This is a genomic window from Prosthecobacter sp. (assembly GCF_044232965.1).
Classification (GTDB): Bacteria; Verrucomicrobiota; Verrucomicrobiia; order Verrucomicrobiales; family Verrucomicrobiaceae; genus Prosthecobacter.
Genome location: NZ_JBIIKX010000003.1, coordinates 32102 through 51430, shown reverse-complemented (window position 1 = coordinate 51430; position 19329 = coordinate 32102). Strand labels below are relative to the sequence as shown.

The following is a 19329-nucleotide window of genomic DNA, read 5'->3' as shown; positions in this document are numbered from 1 at the left end:
CCACCATTTCATCCTTGCAGCCCAGGGTTCGCCAGAACCCTGGGTTTTGCTTTTGCTACACGGTTCAGCCATGCCGCCCTTTGAACGTCAACTCGGCGATGCCGCTCTTGTCGAGCCCGCCGAGGCCCAGCGTGACCATTTTTTCATACTGCGCCTTCGTGGCGTCGTTGAGCGGCAGATTGAGGCCGACGGTCTTCGCCACATCGGCGGCGATGCCGCTGTCCTTGGCGGCGTGTTCGGCGGAGAACCAGCAGTCGTGCTCGCGGGCCACCATGTCGCCGCCGTCGGTTTCCAGCACGCGGGAATTGGCGCCCGTTTGGCTGAAGACCTCGCGGATCATGTTCAAATCGTGGCCGAGGGCGTCTGCGAGGCCCAAACCTTCGGCCAGACCGGCGGTGTTGATGTTCATGACCATGTTCACCAGCGCTTTCACTTCCGCCGCACGGCCCGGACCGCCGATGAAGCGGCGGTTCACGCTCATCTGCTCGATCATTGGCTGCACCTGCTGGTAGATCGCTTCATCACCGGCCAGCATGAGGTAAAGCTTGCCTTCGCGTGCATGACTGATGCTGGAGGCCATGCAGGCTTCCAAGCTGTGCGCGCCGACTTTTTCAGCGGCGGCATAGACCTCGCGATGGATCGCGGGAGAGAGCGTGGCGCAGTTGATGAAGATCTTGCCCTTGGCGTTGGTGAGCAGGCTGTCGCCACTGCCGAAGAAGATGCCGCGCATGGAGGCGTCATTGGTCACGACGGTGAAGATGACATCCGCCGCTGCGGTGACATCGGCCAGCGTGGTGCAGGCTTTGCAGCCGAGTTCGGCGGCCAGTTCAGCGGCGGCCTGCGTGTTCACATCGAGCACAGCGGTGACGCTGTAGCCCACTTCTTTGAGGCGGCGGGCCATGTTGGCCCCCATTTTGCCGACTCCGACGAATGCAACGGTTTGGGACATGAGATGGAAGATAGTGATGGGTTGTGAGTGAGGAGCAGAACGGTCAAGCTTGTCAAAAGGGTCAAGTGTGTGACTTGAACTCTGGATAAAACGGATTGTGCGCCTTTTCCTCTCCGACGGTGGTCAGTGGGCCGTGGCCGGGGCAGAGGACGGTGTGATCTGGCAAAGTGAAGATTTCCTTTCGGTTCGTGGCGAGGGCGTCGCTGAACGAAACCATGCCGCCGCCCATGCTGGAGGCGAATAGGGCATCGCCCACGATGGCGACTGGTTTGGACAAACCGCTGACCACATAGGTGATGCCGCCCTTCGAATGGCCCCAGGTGCTGCGAGGCTCGATTTTCAGGCCGCCGCTCTCCCAGGACTCTGTTTCGCCCAGTTCAAAGGTTTTGGCCCCGGCGCAGGCCTCACGCGCATGCACAAAGACGGTCACGGCTCCATCGGCGGACAGTTTGGCCAGATCCATGATGTGATCGGGATGTGTGTGCGTGAGGAAGATGAGGCTGAGGTTGAGGCCGTGCTTCTCGATGAAGTCGATCATCGGTCCGGCATCGGCCCCCGTGTCAAAGGCGACCGCGTTCTTCGTTTCGGCGTCCCACACGAGGTAAGCGTTCACCGTCATGTCGTGATACGTCGTGTTGAACTGCGCCAGGCCCGGCAGGCTGAGGTCGGCTGGTTTCCAGGCGTTGTGCGCCATCGTGGCGAGCGAGGGACCGTGCAGGTTCAAATGTGGGGCGATCTTGAGCAGCACCGCGTCATCCACCGCGCCGGATTTGGCCGCCGCAATCGCTTCAGCGCTTGCACCAGACTTGGCGGTGAGATCAGCATCGCTGAGGCCAAGTCCGCGCATGGACTTGGCGATGACATCGTTGAAAAGGTCTTCGAGAGGAATCGACATGGGCCGCGATTCAATGCGATCTGGCTGCGATGGCAAGACTTTATGTGCCGCTGTGCAGAATCGCTGCCTTGCGAGTTGGTGAAAGGCAAGCCGTCAGGCAGTCCCGCAAATCAGGGGGCTTTGGTAGTTTTTGTGAGTTTATTCATTTCCAAAAGCCGTGGCAGTATAGGACTCTTGTTTCGCCTTACCATCTCGATGAATTCGAGTCGTTCCTGTTCTGATTTCAGACGACGGGGCAATCCATAGAAAAAAGGCCGCTTGTACATCCAGACATCGAGTGATTGCCGGGACTTTTCGTGATGGAAGCTTTCGTGTCCCATTTGAAAGACAAAAGAGTGGTATCCTTCAGGGTAGATTACAGGCCCTTCCCGTTCTCCAATTTGGTAAATGCCAGCAAGGTAAGGTGCGGAAACGTATGCGATGAGCAGGCAGGCTACCAAAGTGCTACGGCGGTGCTTCATGGGGCTATGCATTCGATCAAGTGATTGGTTTATAGGAGAAACCGTCCCGTCACGCTGTTCTCGTTCGCTGCAATCTGCCTCGGCGTTCCCGTGGCGAGGATGTGGCCGCCTTCGGTGCCGCCGCCGGGGCCGAGGTCGATGATCCAGTCGGCGCAGCGGATGACGTCGAGGTGGTGCTCGATAACGATGAGGGTGTTCCCGGCATCGCGCAGACGCAGCAGGACCCCGAGCAGCGTCTGGATGTCGGCGCTGTGGAGGCCGGTGGTGGGCTCGTCGAGAACGTAGAGTGTGCGGCCAGTGCTGCGTTTGGCGAGTTCGGCGCTGAGCTTGATGCGCTGGGCCTCGCCGCCGGAGAGCGAGGCACCGCTTTGGCCGAGCTTGATGTAGCCGAGGCCGGTGTCTTCGAGCGTGCGCAGTTTTGGGGCGATGGCGTTGTTGCGGTCAAAGAAGCGTGCGGCTTCGCTGACGGTCATTTCGAGCACGTCGGCGATGTTTTTGCCTTTGAAGGTGACCTCCAGTGTTTCCGCGCCGTAACGGCGGCCTTTGCAGGACTCGCAGGTGACATAGACATCGGCGAGGAAGTGCATGTCGATCTTGATGACGCCGTCGCCCTCGCATTTTTCGCAACGACCGCCGGGGGTGTTGAAGCTGAAGCGTCCGGCATCGTAACCGCGCATGCGGGCGAGCGGAAGCTGCGCGAACAGCTCACGGATGGGGCCAAACGCGCCGGTGTAAGTGGCGGGATTCGAGCGCGGACTGCGGCCGATGGGCGACTGGTCGATGACGACGACTTTGTCGAGATGTTCGAGGCCAGTGATGCGCTCGTGCTTGCCGGGGATGTCTTTGGCGTCGTAAAAATGGCGGCGCAACGCGCGCATGAGGATGTCATCGACCAAGGTCGATTTGCCACTGCCAGACGGCCCGGTGACACAGGTGAAGCTGCCGAGCGGGAAGACGGCGGTGACATTGCGCAGGTTGTGCTCGCTGGCACCGTGGATCGTTAACGAGTTCTGGGTTCTGGGGCCTTGGTTCTCGGTCAAGAGCGTTTGCGGCAATGCGGTGGCCTGGATACGGGTTTTACCGCTCAAGTAGGAGCCGGTGATGGAATTCGGATTCGCGGCGATTTCAGCGGGCGTGCCTTGGGCGACGAGCTTGCCGCCATGCGGGCCGGCGGCGGGGCCGAGTTCGATGATGTGATCGGCGGCACGCATCGTGGCCTCATCGTGTTCGACGACGAGCACGGTGTTGCCGAGATCACGCAGGCGTAGCAGCGTTTGGATCAAGCGCTCGTTGTCGCTGGCGTGCAGGCCGATGCTGGGCTCGTCCAAGACATAAAGCACTCCCGCAAGTCCGGCTCCGATTTGCGAAGCGAGACGAATGCGCTGCATCTCGCCGCCGGAAAGCGTGCCGCTTTCGCGATTCAACGCGAGATAGCCGAGCCCGACTTGCTCCAGGAACTCGATGCGCTTCGCGATCTCACGCTGCAACTCGCCCACATACACTTTCTGCTGCTCGGTGACTTCCAAGTCGCGCATCCAGCCGAGTGCATCGCGGATTTGCAGCGAGGTGAGCTCGTGGATGTTGAGTTCCTTCGCCTGTGAACTCAATCGGACCGCCAGCGACTGCGGTTTCAACCGTTTGCCATCGCATGTCCCACATGCATGCGGATTCATGAGTCGCGTGAGGGCGGCTCGCAGCGCGTCGCTTTCGGCGCTTTGATAAAGACGGGCGATTTCGGGCAACAGGCCTTCAAACGGTTTCGCCACGCTACGTGTGTGGTCGGATTTCTTCCAACCCGTGGCGATGGCAACATCGCCGGTGCCGTGAAACAGCGCGTCTTTGAAGGCCTGCGGCAGAGTTTGGAAAGGAACATCCATCGCGGCACCGAAGTGCTTCGCCAGTGCTTCCACGCTTTGGTTGAAAATGACGCGAACCTTTGGATGTCGCGCCCACCAAGCCTTGATCGCGCCATCGGCGAGTGATTTGGATTCGTCAGGCACCAGCAGCGTCGCATCCGGCGTCGGGATCATGCCGGTGCCTTCGCAGGTGGGGCAGGCACCGAGATGCGTGTTGAAGGAGAAATGCTGCGGCGTGAGACGCTCAATGACGTAGCCGGTGCGTGGATTGGCGAATGCGGTGGTGTAGCTGAGGATTTCATCGCTGCCGTCGAGGTTCACGAGGAACTGCACCTCGCGCTCGTTCCAGTGTAGCGAGCTTTCGATGGCCTCCATGAGCCGCTGGCGTGAATCTGTGCGCAGCACGAGGCGGTCGATGACGATCTGCACCTGCTGCTGTTCTTCGGCGGCGAGTTTGAGCGAATCCTCCAGTTCCACGATTTCGCCATTCAAACGCACGCGGACGAAGCCCTGGCGTTTGAGCTTTTCAAACAGCGTGCGTGTGTCCGCGCCGTTCGCTGGAGGTTGCGGGGAAAGCACCATGACGCGCGTGCCTTCACCGAGCGCCAAAACCTTGTTCGCGATCTCCGGTGGCGTGCTGCGAAGGAGTTTTTCGCCGGTTTGCGGGTCGTGCGGCTGCCCGGCCACGGCGTAGAGCACGCGGAGGTAGTCGTAGATCTCCGTCACCGTGGCGATGGTGCTGCGCGGGTTCGGATTCGAGTGAACCTGCTCGATGGCGACCGCCGGAGAGAGCCCTTCGATGAAATCCACGTCCGGCTTCTGCATTTGGTCGAGAAACTGCCGTGCGTAGGCCGATAGGCTCTGCACATAGCGTCGCTGCCCCTCGGCAAACAGCGTATCAAACGCCAGCGACGACTTCCCGCTGCCGCTCACGCCGGTGAGCACCACGAGCTTATGCCGTGGGATGTCCACGTCAATATTCTGGAGGTTGTGCTGCCGTGCGCCACGCACGCGGATCACGTCTTCTGGCATGCGTCACACAAGCCGCGTGGGGCAGGGGAGATCAAGCCCAAGAAATGCGGGGCCGGGCCGTTGCTTGGCTGGAAGTGTCACCGGGGTTGCAATTCACCGCCGTCCTCCTAAACTCCACCTACCATGAAACCCCTCATCGTCATCATCCTGGCCGCCGCCGTCGGCTACGTCGCCTACGAGTATGTGTATCCGCCCTTCGCTGATGCCATGAAGTTCACGAAGCATGTGCCGCCAGCGCCGCCGAAGAAGGTGGTGGCCGCCGCCCCGGTGCCAAAGCCGGTTGTCAAAGAGGAGCCAAAGCCCGAGCCGATGGCGGAGGTCAAGCCCGAGCCAAAGCCCGAGCCGAAGCCGGAGATGCCGAAGCTGCCCGAGCCGCCGCCGCCTGACCCGAACGCTTTCGTTGCTCCTGTCTTCCCCTCAGTCGATGAGGTCACAAAGAACTGGGCTGCCGTGCCCAAAGGCTTCTTCACCTCGCCGAAGCAGGTGACGATGAAAAAGGATCTGGAAATCAAGATGCAGATGGGCAAGGCCACCGCCGCCTCCAGTTTCAAAACCGGCGCGAAAATCTTCGTCATGGGGCAGCAGGGCGCAAATCTCGAGGTCGGTGCCTCCCCAGGCTCCCCCATGCGCGGTCTGGTGGCCATGGATGACACCGATTTCAAAGAAGTCTTCGCCGCCGCCTACGAGCAGATCAAAGTCGCCCAGACCGAGCAGGCCCGCAAAGCGCACGAATACAAGCTCGCCGCCGCCGACCGTGCCAAGAACGCCCCGGCCATGACCACGGGAGGCAGCGCCAGTGACGACAAGCCGGCCAAGGCCGAGGACGGCACCTACCCGCTTCTGGTTGCCAGCATGAAGGCCGGCGAGGTCACCGAGATCAAGCTCGACAGCATCAAGTCCTGGGGAGACGTGCAGCGTGAAAAGATCGACGGCGCGGATTACTGGACGGTGAATGTGAAATACGAGACCCAGACCATGTTTGGCAAGTTCGAGACCGAGGCCCAGGCCCGCATCAAAAACGGACGTGTCGAAAAATGGGTGTACACCGGCTCCGGCGAAGTCGTCCCCTGACACGGGCACGCCAAGGCACCACCCGGTGAACTTGCCCTGAGATCAAATCGAGTGCATCAGGCGGGCGCAAACCAGCGCCCGCTTTTTCGTCACCCTCGTAGAATCATTCATCGCTTCCTTCCCATTCCCCGCATTCTTGTCTGATGAAAGTCATCCGCCCCACCGATCCTGACTACGCCAGCGCCATCACCGCTTTGAATCGTCGTGCGGAGGCCAGCGATGCCGTGCGAGAAGTCGTGGCAGGTGTCATCAAGGCCGTGCGTGAGCGTGGTGATGCCGCCGTGCTCGAACTCACCGAGAAATTCGACGGGGCCAAACTTACCGCAGGGCAAATGCGCATCCCACAGGCCGAACTCGATGCCGCTTGGAATGCTGCCGATGCCACGTTGAAGAGCGCTCTCGAAGCCTCGCATCGCAATGTGATGGCCTTTGCCAAACGCAGCATGCGCCAGGCCTGGAGCTACCAGAATGAGCAGGGTGCCGATGTCGGCGAAGTCTTCCACCCCTTCGAGCGCGTCGGTTGTTATGTGCCCGGCGGCACCGCGCCGCTGGTTTCGACCTCCATCATGACGGTCACCTTCGCTGCGGCGGCCGGAGTGCCGGAAATCGTCGTCTGCACGCCCTGCGGGCGGGATGGCAATGTCAATCCCGGCCTGCTCGCGGCCCTGAAACTCGCCGGAGCCACCGAGGTCTATAAAATCGGCGGTTCGCAGGCCATCGCCGCGCTCGCCTTCGGCACAGAGACGATTCGCCCTGTCACAAAGATCTTTGGCCCCGGCAACAGCTATGTGGTTGAAGCCAAGCGTCAGGCATTCGGCGTTGTTTCCATCGATCTGCTGCCCGGGCCCAGTGAAGTCCTCATTCTCGCCGACAAATCCGGCAATCCCGCCTTCATCGCCGCCGACATTCTCGCTCAGGCCGAACACGGCAAGGACAGCATGGCCGGGTTCATCACCGATGACGCCACCTTGCTCGACGCTGTCGTCGCAGAGGTGGATTCGCAGTCAAAAACGCTCAGTCGCCAAGCCCAGCTAGCCCCCGTGCTCGAAAAAGGCGTCTTCTGCATGCTCGTGCCGAGTTTGAAAGAGGGGGCGCGCCTCGTGAATGATTTCGCGCCCGAGCATCTCACGCTCATCACCATGCGGGAAGATGTCATCCTGCCGCTCATCCGCACCGCTGGTGCCATCTTCCTGGGCAATCACTCGCCCGTCGCCGTGGGCGATTTCCTCGCCGGGCCCAGCCACACGCTGCCCACCGGCGGTTCCGGCAAGTCCTTTCCCGGCATCACCGCCGACATGTTCCAGCGTCGCACCAGCATCATCCGCCTGGATCGTGAAAGCTGCGTCAAATCCGAGCCCATCGTTCGCGCCTTCAGCAAGGTCGAAGGCCTCGACGCGCACGGCCGTTCCGTTTCCATCCGCTGCTCATGAAATGCCTCGTCCTTCTCGCGGGCCTGCTTCTTGTCTCTTGCGGCAAAGAGGAGGCGAAACCGCAGCCCCAGGCGGTCGTGACTCCCAAACCCGCGCCCGAAAAAAATGCGCCGCCGCCCGTTCCCCAAGGCAAACTGCCCGTGATGGACCTGGAGAAAGCCAAGTTCATCGCCGTGCCGAATACGCCCAAGGATCCCGAGGTCAAAAAAGCCGAAAAGCCTGCGGTGGAATCCAAGAAGTGATGCTGGAGACGCTCCCGCAAATCCCATAAGACCGTTGGGCTTGGAGAGCGGTTGTTGCCGCTCTGTTTTTGCCCAGCGCTCGATTTGATCCTCAGGGTGCCTGGGCAGCGATGTCTCGGATCAACAGTCTTGAAAATAAAGGCAACACAGGAAGCTCTGAAGAGCCGTAAACCAAAAGGAGGATCGCGATGATTAAGTATTTCAGGTCCTTCATCACAGATGGAACCGCATTCATCAAGATCTGCCACAGAAGAATCCAATGCATCGGTTCCCAACGCTTGTTTGGAGAGGCCTGAGACAATGGCTTTCGTGAGCGCCTGGGTTTCATGCCTGCCTACCATAGTCACATTCTAACTGCGGCAACCAGTTTGGTAAATTGGGAGATAAACAACAGATTCAGAATCTGTTGTTCAATGCTTGTCTTTCCCAGTGACTGTTGGCTGCTATAGGTCCTGCTATAACCAAACTTTTTTCGTCAGGCGTCTCAAATCACCCGGTCATTCCCGCCATCGACCGGAATCTGTGCTCCGGTGACCTTGGCGAACAAGGGGGAGGCCATGGCGCTGACCATGTTGCCGATGTCCTTGCTCTTGATCTCGACCTTCATGAGGTTCTTGGTCTTGTACTCCTCGACGGTCATGTTGTAGCGCGTGGCGCTCTTGAGCAGGGCCTCGGGGGTCCAGAGCTTGGTGTCGAAGACGGCGTCGGGATGCACGATGTTGACGCGGATCTTGTGCGGGGCGAGTTCGAGCGCGGCGACGCGGCAGAGCTGGGTGAGCGCGGCCTTGCTGCAGGAGTAGGCGCTGGCTCCCGGGCCGGGGGCTTTGAAGTTGCGGCTGCCGACGAAGATGATGCTGGCGTCGATGCCCTGCTTCACGAACGGGATGACCTTGTTCATGAGCTTCTGATGGCTCGTGAGGTTGATCATGAGGGTGCGGTCCCAATCGGACTGGGCCATCATGTCGAGGTGATCGTTCTTCGGGAAGATGCCGGCGTTGCTGACGACGATGTCGATGCCGCCGAACTCGCGCACGGTGAAATCAATCGCGTCCTGGACGGGCTGGTCTTCCGTGAGGTTCACGACGATGCCGATGCCGCCGATCTTGGCCATGATTGCGGGGATGTCCTTGTCGATGTCGAGTCCGACGACCTGCGCGCCTTGCTCGGCCAGCGACTCTGCGATGGCGAAGCCGATGCCCGCCGCGCAGCCGGTGACGAGCGCCACCTTGCCCTGATGTACCTTGCGGGCCGGGCCTTTGCGCAGCTTGGCCTGCTCCAGATCCCAATACTCGATTTCAAAGATGTCCTTTTCCGGCAGCGGCTCCCAGCCGCCGACGCTTTCACCGAGTTGAACCGTCGCAGCCGTCGATTCGGCGATGTCGAAGACGATCTTGGCGTCCTTCAACGTGTCGCCGAAGCTCACGATGCCTTTGCCGGGCCAGATCGCAAAACGCGGGGCCGCATCAAGCATCGTCTGGCTCTTGGCGTGGCGATTGAAGTAAGCCGCATAGTCGTCGGCGAACTTTTGCACGCTCGCGTCGATGTCCTCGCTGATGAACGCGGGCGCGCGCTTCGTGCGAATGCTGTGATCAGGTGTCAACGGGCCGCGAGTGCCGAAGTCGGCGACGTTTGGAAGGTTCGCATAGCCAACGGCTTCGGGTGAGGCGTTGAGCCGCGCGATCTGCGGGAACCCGCGTGCTTTGGACACTACTTGACGAAGTTTTGCCAAAGCCATGAGGTCTTCGCTCGCCACTGCCTTGACGGCGTCAGCCTTGACCTTCTTGACCAGATATTCCTCGGCCATCGTGACAAGTTCGATGTGCTTCTCGTAGCTCGCCTTCGCGTCATCGGCGAAAGTGAAGAGTCCGTGTTTCAGCAGCACGATGCCTTCGATGCCTTCTTGGCGGAGATCGGTTTTTTGAAGCACTTCGAAGACCTGCTTGGCGAGCATAAAGCCGGGCATCACATAGGGCAGCACGAGCACGCGCTTGCCGAAAAGCTCCTTGGTGCGTGCCTCGCCATCAGCGGCGCAGGTGAGCGCGGAAATGGCGTTCGCGTGGCTGTGATCGACGAAACGGAAGGGCAGGATGGCGTGCAGAATGGCCTCGATGCTCGCGGCGGGCGCGTTTGGGTTCGTCATCGCGGCGCGTTGTTGCAGCACCATGTCCTCATCGCTCATCGTGGCGAGCTGGGACATCTTGAGCAGTGCCGCCATGCGCACGGGGGAGAAACCGGCGCGTTCAATCGTCGTCAAGTCCCAGCCGCTGCCTTTGACGTAGCAAATCTCGACCGAATCGCCGAAAAAGTCCTGCTCCGTGACCTTCACCGAGGTGTTGCCGCCGCCATGGAGGACGAGAGCGGGATTGCGGCCGAGCAGACGGGAGGTATAGACGCGCTGACCGAGCAGATCGGTTCCGAAAGTGGCGGCTTCAGTGTCGTTCCAGAGGGATTGCATGATGGGAAAATGGGAGTGGCAGACTTGGGGGAAAGGAGGGGGGATGTCAAGAGGTCAAGGCATGGTCAGGAAGTGGTTAGGCAGGTCGGCCACACGACGCTTGACCGCCTGGACCCTTCCTTGACGGCCGTCAGGCCTCCTTGACCGTCAATTCGCGCTTTCCCATCTCGCCCAGCGTCCATTCATACTCCTTCACCAACTGATCGACGACATCTCCGCTGCGCATCTCCTGCGGCAGGACTTCCCAGGTGTAGGTTTCCATTTCGATGTGCTGGCATTTCGTCGGGTTCGCGGCCAGCCAATCCATCGCGCCAATCAAATGATCGCGCGTGCTGTCAAAGCCGCCGCCGGGCTGGGCGTGGATCGGGATATGGAAGTGGACGCGCCATTCCTCACCGAGCTGGTTGGGATTCGTCTGGGCGAACTGCAACGCGTCCGGCAGGTCTTTGAAACGACGCAGGGGCTCATCCTTGCCGTAACTGGCGATGACCTGATGAAAATAGACCGGTTCATCGAAGGCATGGAGCTTCGCGACGTTTTCGGCGGTCGGCTGCAATTTCAGCGCTGAGCTGAAATGCAGCTTGCTGAGCCGGATGCCGGCACCGCTGATGCGGTCGAGCGCGGTTTTGGCGTCTTCAAACTCAATGGCGAGATGGCAGGTGTCGTAATTGAGGCCGATGAATTTGAAGAAGTCGCGGTCCTGCGGATTGCGGTCGAGGTAGAGGCCGAAAAACTTCAGCGTCTCGCCGCTGGTCTCGAACAAGCCGAGCGGTTCGGGTTCGAGGCCGAGATGCAGGTCGTGTCCGCTTTTCTCGGCGACTTTCTCGATGTGCTCGCGGCAGAGGCGCAGATTCGTGAAGATCGCCTGCAATTCATCAGCACCGACATTGAAGGTCTTATGGGAACCCGGCAGTGTGCTGACGCTGCCGCTGACTCCCGGTGGGAGAAGCTGCGCGAGGATGTTGAAGAGCAGGTTCGTGTAAACAAGACGCTCTTGCGTGCTCCAGTCCGGTTTGAAGACTTGTTCCTTCACGCGGGTGCCATGGAACGAGCCATAAGGGAAGCCATTGATGGTGAAAACGTAGCAGCCGTTCGCATCAAGCCACGCTTTGAACTCGGCGATTTTGCCCGGTGCGCTCAGTTCACGCGCCGCCTGCTCACTGAGGCGCAAACCGATGCCGTACGGCCTGCCGCCGCTGACGCGGTCTTTGACGCGGAGCGTGTAGTTCTGGAGGCCATTCCACGTTTCTTCCCACGTCTCTCCGCGATGGATGTTGGTGCAGTAGCCGAGGTGAATGTCGTGGTTGAGGCGCATGCTTTTCAGTGCTGAGCACCCGGTCCTCCGTCAAATGAATCGTCTGCCAAGTTGGTTCACTATCTGCCAGCGGTGGTTGGATTGGACCAAGTCAGCGCTGGTGCTGCCTCACTCGCCCGGCAGCGGCTCGGTGGGCCAGGTTTCGAGCCAGGGGAGGCCGTAGGCGTTGAGGTCGGCCATGAAGGGGTCGGGATTGAGCTGCTCGACGTTCCAGACGCCGGGCTGGCGGTATTCGGCGGGATTGGTGAGGAGCTGGCGGGCGGCGATCATGGCGGGGACGCCGGTGGTGTAGCTGACACCCTGGCTGTTGGTCTCGCGGTAGCACTCCTGGTGGTCGCAGATGTTATAGACGTAGTAGCGCTTCGGCTGGCCGTCTTTGCCGGTGCCTTCGATCCAGTTGCCGATGCAGGTCTTGCCCTTGGTGTCGGCCCCGAGGGTGCCGGGTTCTGGCAGCAGCGTCTTCAAGAACTCAATCGGAATGATGTCCACGCCCTTGTGTTTGACGGGATGAATGCCGGTCATGCCGACGTTCACGAGGACTTCCATGTGCTTGATGTAGGCGTCGCCAAAGGTCATCCAGAAGCGGGCGCGGCGCATCGGGATGTGCTTGGTCAGCGACTCAAGCTCTTCGTGGTAGAGGCAGTAGATGTTCTTCGGGCCGATGCCGTCGGGGAAGGGGAAGCTGCGCTTGATTTCGAGCGGCTTGGTCTCCACCCACTTGCCGTTTTCCCAATAGCGGCCGTTGGCGGTGACTTCGCGCAGGTTGATCTCGGGATTGAAATTGGTGGCGAAGGCCTTGCCGTGGTCGCCAGCGTTGCAGTCGAGGATGTCGAGGGTGTCGATCTTGCTGAAGTGGTGCTTCAAGGCGTAGGCGGTGTACACATTGGTGACACCGGGGTCAAAGCCGCAGCCGAGCAGCGCGGTGAGGCCGGCTTTCTTGAACTTGTCCTGGTAGGCCCACTGCCAGTGGTACTCGAACTTGGCCACATCACGCGGTTCGTAGTTCGCGGTGTCGATGTAATGCACGCCAGCTTCCAAGCAGGCGTCCATGATGGTGAGGTCCTGGTAGGGCAGCGCCACGTTGATGACGACCTCGGGTTTGAAGCTTTGCAGCAGCTTCACCAGCTCGGGGACGTTGTCGGCATCGACGGCGGCGGTTTGAATCGGGCGCTTCAACTCGGCGGCGATGCTGTCACACTTGGTCTTGGTGCGGGAGGCCAGCATGATCTCACCGAAGACCTCGGGAAGCTGGGCGCATTTATGAGTGACGACACGGCCGACGCCGCCGGCTCCGATGATGAGGACTTTATGAGACATGAGAAGGAAATGACGAAATCAGAATGATGAATGCCGAATGTGAAGACGGAGGGCGAGTCTAGCAGGGGCGGGGGGATTGCAAGCGACGGAAACGCCGCCTGCGAAATGATCCCTCCCGCCCCGCGGACCGCCGCAGTGCGCGGCATCAATGGGTGTAGGCGGTCTCGCCGTGCTCGGCGAGGTCGGCTCCCATGCTTTCTTCCTCGGGGCTTATGCGCAGGCCGATGGTGAGGTCGATGACCTTCAGGATCGCGTAGCTGGCGAGGCCGGAGAGCACGATGGTGTAAATGGAGGCGAGGAGCTGTGTCATGAGCTGCTTGCCGATGGAGAAATCGCCCAGACCACCTGCGAAGGCGGTGGAACCGAAGACCGCGACGAGGAGGGTGCCGACAAAGCCGCCCACGCCATGCACGCCGAAGACGTCGAGCGAGTCATCGTAGCCGAATTTCTTCTTCAGTTTCGCGCAGGCCAGCCAGCACAGCAACGCGGAGAGGCTGCCGATGCAAAGGGCGCCGATCGGCCCCACCTTTCCCGAGGCCGGGGTGATGGCCGCCAGACCGGCGATGGAGCCGGTGGCGATACCCAGCGCACTAGGTTTGCCGCCGCGCACCCATTCGATGAGCATCCAAACCACCGAGGCCGCGCAGGCGGAGAGATGCGTGACCACGAGCGTCATGGCCGCCGCACCATTTGCCGCGAGTTGACTGCCCGCATTGAAGCCAAACCAGCCGACCCACAGCATGCCCGCGCCAGTGATGGTCAAAGGCAGATTGTGCGGCATGAACTGTCCATGCGGGAAGCCGACGCGAGGTCCCACCATCACGCAGGCCACCAACGCCGCCACACCGGCGGTGATGTGAACGACGATGCCGCCCGCGAGGTCGATCACGCCCGTCAGGCCGAGGAACGCGCCCGCCTTGTGCCACACGCCGTAGCAGCAGGGCACATAGACCACGAGGCTCCAAACGATGCTGAAGACGAGAATGGCTTTGAACTTCATGCGCTCTGCAAACGCGCCGATGAAGAGCCCCGGCGTGATGAGGAAGAACATCATCTGGTAGGCGAAGTGCAGCAGCTCAGGAATCGTGGGGCAGTCGGCGCGGGTTGAGGCGGTCGTCACGCCGCTGAGGAAAGTTTTGCCGAAGCCGCCGATGAACGAGCTGCCATCGGAGAATGAAAGTGAGTAACCGCAGGCCAGCCAGACCAGGCTCATCACCGCCGTGAGCGCAAAGCACTGCATCAGGATGGAGAGCACATTCTTGGACCGCACCAAACCCGCGTAAAACAGGGAAAGGCCCGGAATCATCATGAAGAGCACCAGCGCTGTCGAGACCAGCAGCCAGGCCGTGTCCCCGCTGTTGAGGGTGGAACCGTCGGCGGCATGGACGGTGGTGGTGGCGAAACAGAGCGCGGCCATCACGGAAAAGCTCCGCTTGGCTCCGCTCCCGAGGCGCTTAGGCATGGGATGGGTCATGGTTGGTTGGGTTGGAAGCCGCGATGCTAGGCGGCTCGCCCCAGGTGACAACTTTGTTTCCATCGGTGGAATCGGGTGACCATTGGCCGTCTAAAAGATACTGGCGCATGGAATCTGCCGCGCTGTCAGGATCGCTCTTGCCCCACACCCGCCGGACGGGCTAGTTTGCGGCATGGCACAGGCAATCATGAATCCCGAGGAGGTCCGGCGTTTTGCGCAGGAGCTGAAGCGCTTCAACACGGACATGCAGCAGCGCGCCTCGTCGCTGCAAAGCCGCTTCGCCGCGCTGGGGGACACCTGGCAGGATGCTGAGCATGAAAAATTTGCCGCCGAGTTCCACACCACCATGCGGACGATCAAAAAATTCATGGAGATGTCCGAACAGCACACGCCCTTCCTGCTGCGGAAAGCGCAGCGCATTGAGGACTATCTCAACCAGCGCTGAGTCATGGCCGACCAAGCCCGCATCTCGAATCTCGACGCCATCGAGTCCTTCCGCTCCGCTCTGATCATTTTCATCAGCAAGACGCGGCAGTCGCTCGAAACGGCGCAGGACGCGGTGAAGAAGACGCGCTCCTGGTTGCAACTGGAGCAGCCGGCTTACTGGTCGTCGCAGATCAAGCTGCGGCAGAAAAAGCTCGACCAAGCGCAGCAGGAACTCATGAGCGCGCGGTTGTCCGAGTTTGTGGACACGCCGAGCATGCAGCAGATGGCCGTGCGGAAGGCGCGGGCCGCGTTGGAGGAGGCGCAGGCCAAGCTGCAGCGCACCAAGACCTGGGCGCGTGATTATGACCGCACGGTCGATCCGCTGGCCCGCAAGCTGGATTCCTTCCGCGACTTCATCGAGAACGACCTCGCTCTCGCGGTGGCGCACCTCGTGGAGATCCAAAAAATACTCGACGCCTACAACGAAACCCCGGCCCCGGTCGCGAGTTCAGAAACCGCGAACAAACCATGAACCTCATCCAAACCGCCCGCGAACTCTCCGAGCAGTGGCATGCCACCAAGGCGCACTGGCGCGATGCCAAGGCGCTGGAGTTTGAAAAACGTTACCTGGAGCCGCTGCCGGGGCTTGTCAGCCGCACCGGGGCGGTCATGAATGAGCTCGAAACCATCCTGAAAAAGATCCGCAAAGACTGTGAGCAGCTCCCTTGACCTACGCGCCTCGCGCATTCACACGCTTCACATCTCGTTACGCGATGCGGTCGGCGGCTTTGTGCGGCACAGCGAGCAAATCCTGCGCGAGACTCGCGCCCGCCGCTATTCCACCGAGCAGAGCCACCTTCAGGAACTCGAAACCTTCGACTCGCAGACCGCCGCAGCCCTGGAGGCGATGTCCCATGAGTGGGACGAGTTCGCCGCCAAGGTGCGCCAGCGGCATGCGGCGCGCGCGACTTCGTTCAAACGCTATGAGGATCGCATCCGGCGTGATCTGCCGGTGATGACGCAGGACGCGCGTGAGAGCTGGCTGGGCAAGCAGCAGCTTCGCCGCAAGCAGGCCGAAGTTTTGAAGATTCATCAGCTCGCGCAGACGCGTGAGTTGGCCAACGCGCTACTCGAACGATTGGAAAAGGTGATGGAGCGACTGCTCGCCGTGCAGAAGGCCTCGGGAGAGCGTCTGCAACGCAAGGAGAACGCCCGGCCGGAGCCACAGATCGCGCTGGAGGACATGACGGCGCGTGTCGAGGGCATCGAACGGCACGCCACGCTGCTGGAAGGTCAGATCGCCGCCACTCAGACGACGGGGCTGAAGAAACTGTTCTCGCGTCCGACGGTGGACATCCAGCAGCTCAGCCGTGCCGTGCTCGACTATGAAAAGTGTGCCGCCGAGATGAACGCCTCGCGAGATGCCGCTGAAGCGCAGGTGCAGGCGGCGTTTGATCAAACCGACGCGCAGATCACGGCTGAGTGGAACCGGGCGGATGAAGTGGCGGAGAACTACCGCACGGCGATGCAAAAACGCCTCGCCAAGCAGATTCCCGCCTGCCTTGAGCGCAACGCTCGATTGCTGGCCCGCAACTTGGAAAGCCTGGCGGAGCAGAAGACCGAGCATCTGCATGACGAGGTGAGCGCTCCTGCCGCGCAGCAGCGCCAGCAGATGCTCGACCAGCATGCGAGCGCTCTTGCGGCACTGGATGCGGTGGCAGAAAAGCGTTGGAAAGATCTGGTGGCGGAGTGGAATCAAAAGGTTCTGCCCTTGCTCGCCGAAGTGGATGAGATCAGCTCCAACACTGCTTCTCATTTCGTGCCGTGGAGCGCGGAGTATCAGCCATGCGCGGTGTTTCCTCGCTCCTGCCGTCTGGGAAAGTTAGAACTCGATCTGAGTGCCGCCGCCGAGCTGTTTGCGAAGGAAACACCGCTGAGTCTCGCCAGCCACGAGCACATCACGTTGCCGCTCGCGCTCGTGTTTCCGCAGGAAGGCTCGTTGCTCATCGAAACCGATGACGACGGTGGCAAATGGGTGGCCGAGGTGATGAACGGCGTGCTGTTTCGTCTGCTGAGTCTCGCCCCGCCCGGCAAAGCGGCACTGACCATCATTGATCCCGTCGGTCTGGGGCAAAACTTCGCCGGACTGATGCATTTGGCCGATTACGAGCCCGCGCTCATCAATCGCCGCATCTGGACCCAGCGCGATCACATTGAGGAGCGTCTCGCCGAGTTGAACGAGCACGTCGAGAAGGTCATCCAGATGTATCTTCGGAATGAATACGCGACGATCACCGAGTACAACGAACAGGCGGGCAGCGTGGCGGAGAAGTATCACTTTCTTGTCATCGCCGGCCTGCCTGCCGGTTTCAGCGAGACGGGCATGGCGCGGCTGAAAAGCATCGCGGCCAGCGGTGCGCGCTGCGGTGTCTTCACGCTCATTCATTGGGATCGCCGTCACAACCTGCCAGAGGGCCTCAGCGCCGAGGATTTGCGCAAAGGCAGCCTGCGCCTTGTGCGTGAGAAGGGCGTGGTGAGTTTCAACGGCATCAGCACGATCATGCTCGATCCCGCGCCGTCGGACGCCATCGCCGCTGAGCTGGCACATCAGATTGGGCAGTCCAGCATCGACTCAAACCGCGTGCAGGTGCCGTTCAGCGTCGTCGCGCCGAAGGAGATGTGGTCGGAAAGCACCACCAACGAGCTGCGCATCGCGGTGGGCCGCACGGGAGCCACAAAACTGCAATATCTCGCCATCGGCAAAGGCACGCGACAGCACGCGCTGCTCGCGGGCAAGACCGGTTCCGGTAAATCGACGCTGCTGCACATCATCATCACCAATCTCGCGCTCACATGCAGCCCGGACGAGGTGGAGTTCTACCTCATCGACTTCAAAAAAGGCGTGGAGTTCAAGTGCTACGCCGACGCGAAGCTGCCGCACGCCAAGGTCATCGCCATCGAGAGCGACCGCGAGTTCGCGCTCAGCGTGCTGCAACGCATCGACGAGGAGCTGCGCCGTCGTGGTGAGATGTTCCGCAAGCTCGGCGTGCAAGACTTGGCCGGTTACAAGAAAGCGGGCGGCACCGAGCCGATGCCGCGCACCCTGCTCCTCATCGACGAGTTCCAGGAGTTCTTCGTCGAAGACGACGCCGTTGCGCAGGGAGCCGCGCTGTTGCTGGACCGCATCGTGCGTCAGGGCCGTGCCTTTGGCATTCATGTCTTCCTCGGTTCGCAGACGCTCGGTGGAGCTTACACGCTGGCCCGCACGACCTTGGGGCAGATGGTCATCCGTATTGCGCTTCAGTGCAATGAGGCCGACGCCGCGCTCATCATGGACGACGGCAACACGGCGGCGCGTCTGCTCTCCCGGCCCGGTGAAGGCATCTACAACGACGCCGCAGGCGCCATCGAAGGGAACAGTCCCTTCCAGGTCGTGTGGCTCACGGATGAGGAACGCGATGCGCACCTCGCCAAAGTCGCCCAACTGGCCCAGGAGCGTGGGTTCGGCGCGAAAAAGCCGATTGTCTTCGAAGGCAACATGCCCGCCGATGTGCGCGACAACGCGCTGCTTGCCAACGTGCTCGCCACTCCGGCCACGAAGCCGCCCGCCGATCCGAAATGCTGGCTGGGTCTGCCAAATGCTATCAAAGGCCCCACCGAGGCGCTGTTCCCGCGTCAGAGCGGCCGACATCTGCTGCTCATCGGTCAAAATGACGAGGCCATCGCCGCGATCATGGGCCTGGGCATCCTCGCGCTCGCGGCGCAGCATCCGCGTGAGCGCCTGCCGAAGTTTTATCTCATCCACGGTGCTCTCGCGGGCACGGCAGAGTGCGAGTTCCTCGAAAACGCTGCCCAAGGCCGCGCCAAGGTCTCGCAAGGCCATGAGGCCGCCGAATTCATCGCTGAAATCCACGCGGAGATGAAGCGCCGTGCTGACGAGGGCAGCGCGGGCGATCCGCCGGTCTTCCTGCTCGTGCATGGCCTGCAAAAGTTCCGCAAGCTGCGCTACGAGGAGGATTTCTCCTTCGGCGGCGACGACACGCCGAAGCCGGGCAATCAGCTCAACGAAATCATCGCCGAGGGCCCGCCGCTGGGGATTCATCTCATCACCAGCCTCGACACGCTTAACAACCTCAACCGCAGCCTCAGCCGCAAAGCCGTGAGCGAGCTGGGCATGCGCGTGCTGTTCCAGATGAGTGCCAACGATAGCGCCAGCCTGATCGACTCCCCCAAAGCCGGCTCCCTCGGCCTGCACCGCGCCTTATTCTACTCCGAGCACGAGTCACGCCTGGAAACCTTCAGGCCGTTTGCGTTGCCAGATGCCGTTTGGGTAAGTGATGCGGTTCAAAGGTTGGGGTGACCGTTGAACGGGGGTGCTCTTATAAATTTAATCTCGAGCGCGATGG

General features: G+C 61.0%; 16 protein-coding genes. 7 read left to right on the top strand and 9 right to left on the bottom strand.

The genetic code is table 11. The features are described 5' to 3' along the window. Window positions 1-64 precede the first annotated feature (64 nt). The 4 genes from ACILSI_RS01985 to uvrA all read right to left on the bottom strand — a co-directional run bounded on the left by ACILSI_RS01985 (window position 65) and on the right by uvrA (window position 5193). The gene (locus ACILSI_RS01985; RefSeq protein ID WP_395720294.1) at window positions 65-961 is read right to left on the bottom strand and encodes an NAD(P)-dependent oxidoreductase; all 897 of its coding nucleotides are present in this window, start codon (window positions 959-961) and stop codon (window positions 65-67) included. 49 nt (window positions 962-1010) lie between these two features. Next, window positions 1011-1844 carry an MBL fold metallo-hydrolase gene (locus ACILSI_RS01980; RefSeq protein ID WP_395720160.1) on the bottom strand — a complete coding sequence of 278 codons (834 nt, stop codon included), beginning with the start codon at window positions 1842-1844 and terminating at the stop codon, window positions 1011-1013. A gap of 110 nt (window positions 1845-1954) precedes the next feature. Further along, window positions 1955-2305 (bottom strand): hypothetical protein, encoded by a 351-nt coding sequence (locus tag ACILSI_RS01975; protein ID WP_395720159.1) that lies wholly within the window; start codon window positions 2303-2305, stop codon window positions 1955-1957. Between the two features lie 29 nt (window positions 2306-2334). Next, complete coding sequence (gene uvrA / locus ACILSI_RS01970; RefSeq protein ID WP_395720158.1) at window positions 2335-5193, bottom strand: excinuclease ABC subunit UvrA; 2859 nt, start codon at window positions 5191-5193, stop codon at window positions 2335-2337. A gap of 123 nt (window positions 5194-5316) precedes the next feature. On the opposite strand from uvrA, the gene ACILSI_RS01965 reads away from it, so the two are divergent. From ACILSI_RS01965 to ACILSI_RS01955, 3 genes are all read left to right on the top strand, one after another. After that, window positions 5317-6264, top strand: coding sequence for a hypothetical protein (locus tag ACILSI_RS01965; protein WP_395720157.1), 948 nt, complete (start codon window positions 5317-5319; stop codon window positions 6262-6264). Between the two features lie 143 nt (window positions 6265-6407). Continuing rightward, window positions 6408-7694 carry a histidinol dehydrogenase gene (gene hisD / locus ACILSI_RS01960; protein WP_395720156.1) on the top strand — a complete coding sequence of 429 codons (1287 nt, stop codon included), beginning with the start codon at window positions 6408-6410 and terminating at the stop codon, window positions 7692-7694. Next, window positions 7691-7936, top strand: a complete 246-nt coding sequence (locus tag ACILSI_RS01955) for a hypothetical protein (protein ID WP_395720155.1) — start codon at window positions 7691-7693, stop codon at window positions 7934-7936. The genes hisD and ACILSI_RS01955 overlap by 4 nt, the downstream gene beginning before the upstream one ends. Before the next feature lie 91 nt (window positions 7937-8027). Here the strand turns inward: ACILSI_RS01955 and ACILSI_RS01950 are convergent, their stop codons facing one another. The 5 genes from ACILSI_RS01950 to ACILSI_RS01930 all read right to left on the bottom strand — a co-directional run bounded on the left by ACILSI_RS01950 (window position 8028) and on the right by ACILSI_RS01930 (window position 14485). After that, on the bottom strand, window positions 8028-8264 hold the full coding sequence (locus ACILSI_RS01950) for a hypothetical protein (RefSeq protein WP_395720154.1): 237 nt from the start codon (window positions 8262-8264) through the stop codon (window positions 8028-8030). A 156-nt stretch (window positions 8265-8420) separates the two neighbouring features. Next, complete coding sequence (locus ACILSI_RS01945; RefSeq protein WP_395720153.1) at window positions 8421-10391, bottom strand: bifunctional aldolase/short-chain dehydrogenase; 1971 nt, start codon at window positions 10389-10391, stop codon at window positions 8421-8423. Window positions 10392-10521: 130 nt separating this feature from the next. Then, window positions 10522-11706, bottom strand: a complete 1185-nt coding sequence (eboE, locus tag ACILSI_RS01940) for a metabolite traffic protein EboE (protein WP_395720152.1) — start codon at window positions 11704-11706, stop codon at window positions 10522-10524. A gap of 108 nt (window positions 11707-11814) precedes the next feature. Further along, the gene (locus tag ACILSI_RS01935; protein ID WP_395720151.1) at window positions 11815-13023 is read right to left on the bottom strand and encodes a saccharopine dehydrogenase family protein; all 1209 of its coding nucleotides are present in this window, start codon (window positions 13021-13023) and stop codon (window positions 11815-11817) included. A 145-nt stretch (window positions 13024-13168) separates the two neighbouring features. Beyond that, the gene (locus ACILSI_RS01930) at window positions 13169-14485 is read right to left on the bottom strand and encodes an ammonium transporter (protein ID WP_395720150.1); all 1317 of its coding nucleotides are present in this window, start codon (window positions 14483-14485) and stop codon (window positions 13169-13171) included. 184 nt (window positions 14486-14669) lie between these two features. On the opposite strand from ACILSI_RS01930, the gene ACILSI_RS01925 reads away from it, so the two are divergent. Genes ACILSI_RS01925 through ACILSI_RS01910 form a run of 4 tightly spaced genes read left to right on the top strand, consistent with a single transcriptional unit; the run spans window position 14670 to window position 19283 of the window. Then, on the top strand, window positions 14670-14942 hold the full coding sequence (locus tag ACILSI_RS01925) for a WXG100 family type VII secretion target (RefSeq protein WP_395720149.1): 273 nt from the start codon (window positions 14670-14672) through the stop codon (window positions 14940-14942). Between the two features lie 3 nt (window positions 14943-14945). Next, window positions 14946-15455 (top strand): hypothetical protein, encoded by a 510-nt coding sequence (locus ACILSI_RS01920; protein WP_395720148.1) that lies wholly within the window; start codon window positions 14946-14948, stop codon window positions 15453-15455. Then, window positions 15452-15652 carry a hypothetical protein gene (locus ACILSI_RS01915; RefSeq protein ID WP_395720147.1) on the top strand — a complete coding sequence of 67 codons (201 nt, stop codon included), beginning with the start codon at window positions 15452-15454 and terminating at the stop codon, window positions 15650-15652. The genes ACILSI_RS01920 and ACILSI_RS01915 overlap by 4 nt, the downstream gene beginning before the upstream one ends. Further along, window positions 15636-19283, top strand: a complete 3648-nt coding sequence (locus tag ACILSI_RS01910) for an FtsK/SpoIIIE domain-containing protein (protein WP_395720146.1) — start codon at window positions 15636-15638, stop codon at window positions 19281-19283. Before ACILSI_RS01915 ends, ACILSI_RS01910 begins: the two co-directional genes overlap by 17 nt. Window positions 19284-19329: the final 46 nt, after the last annotated feature.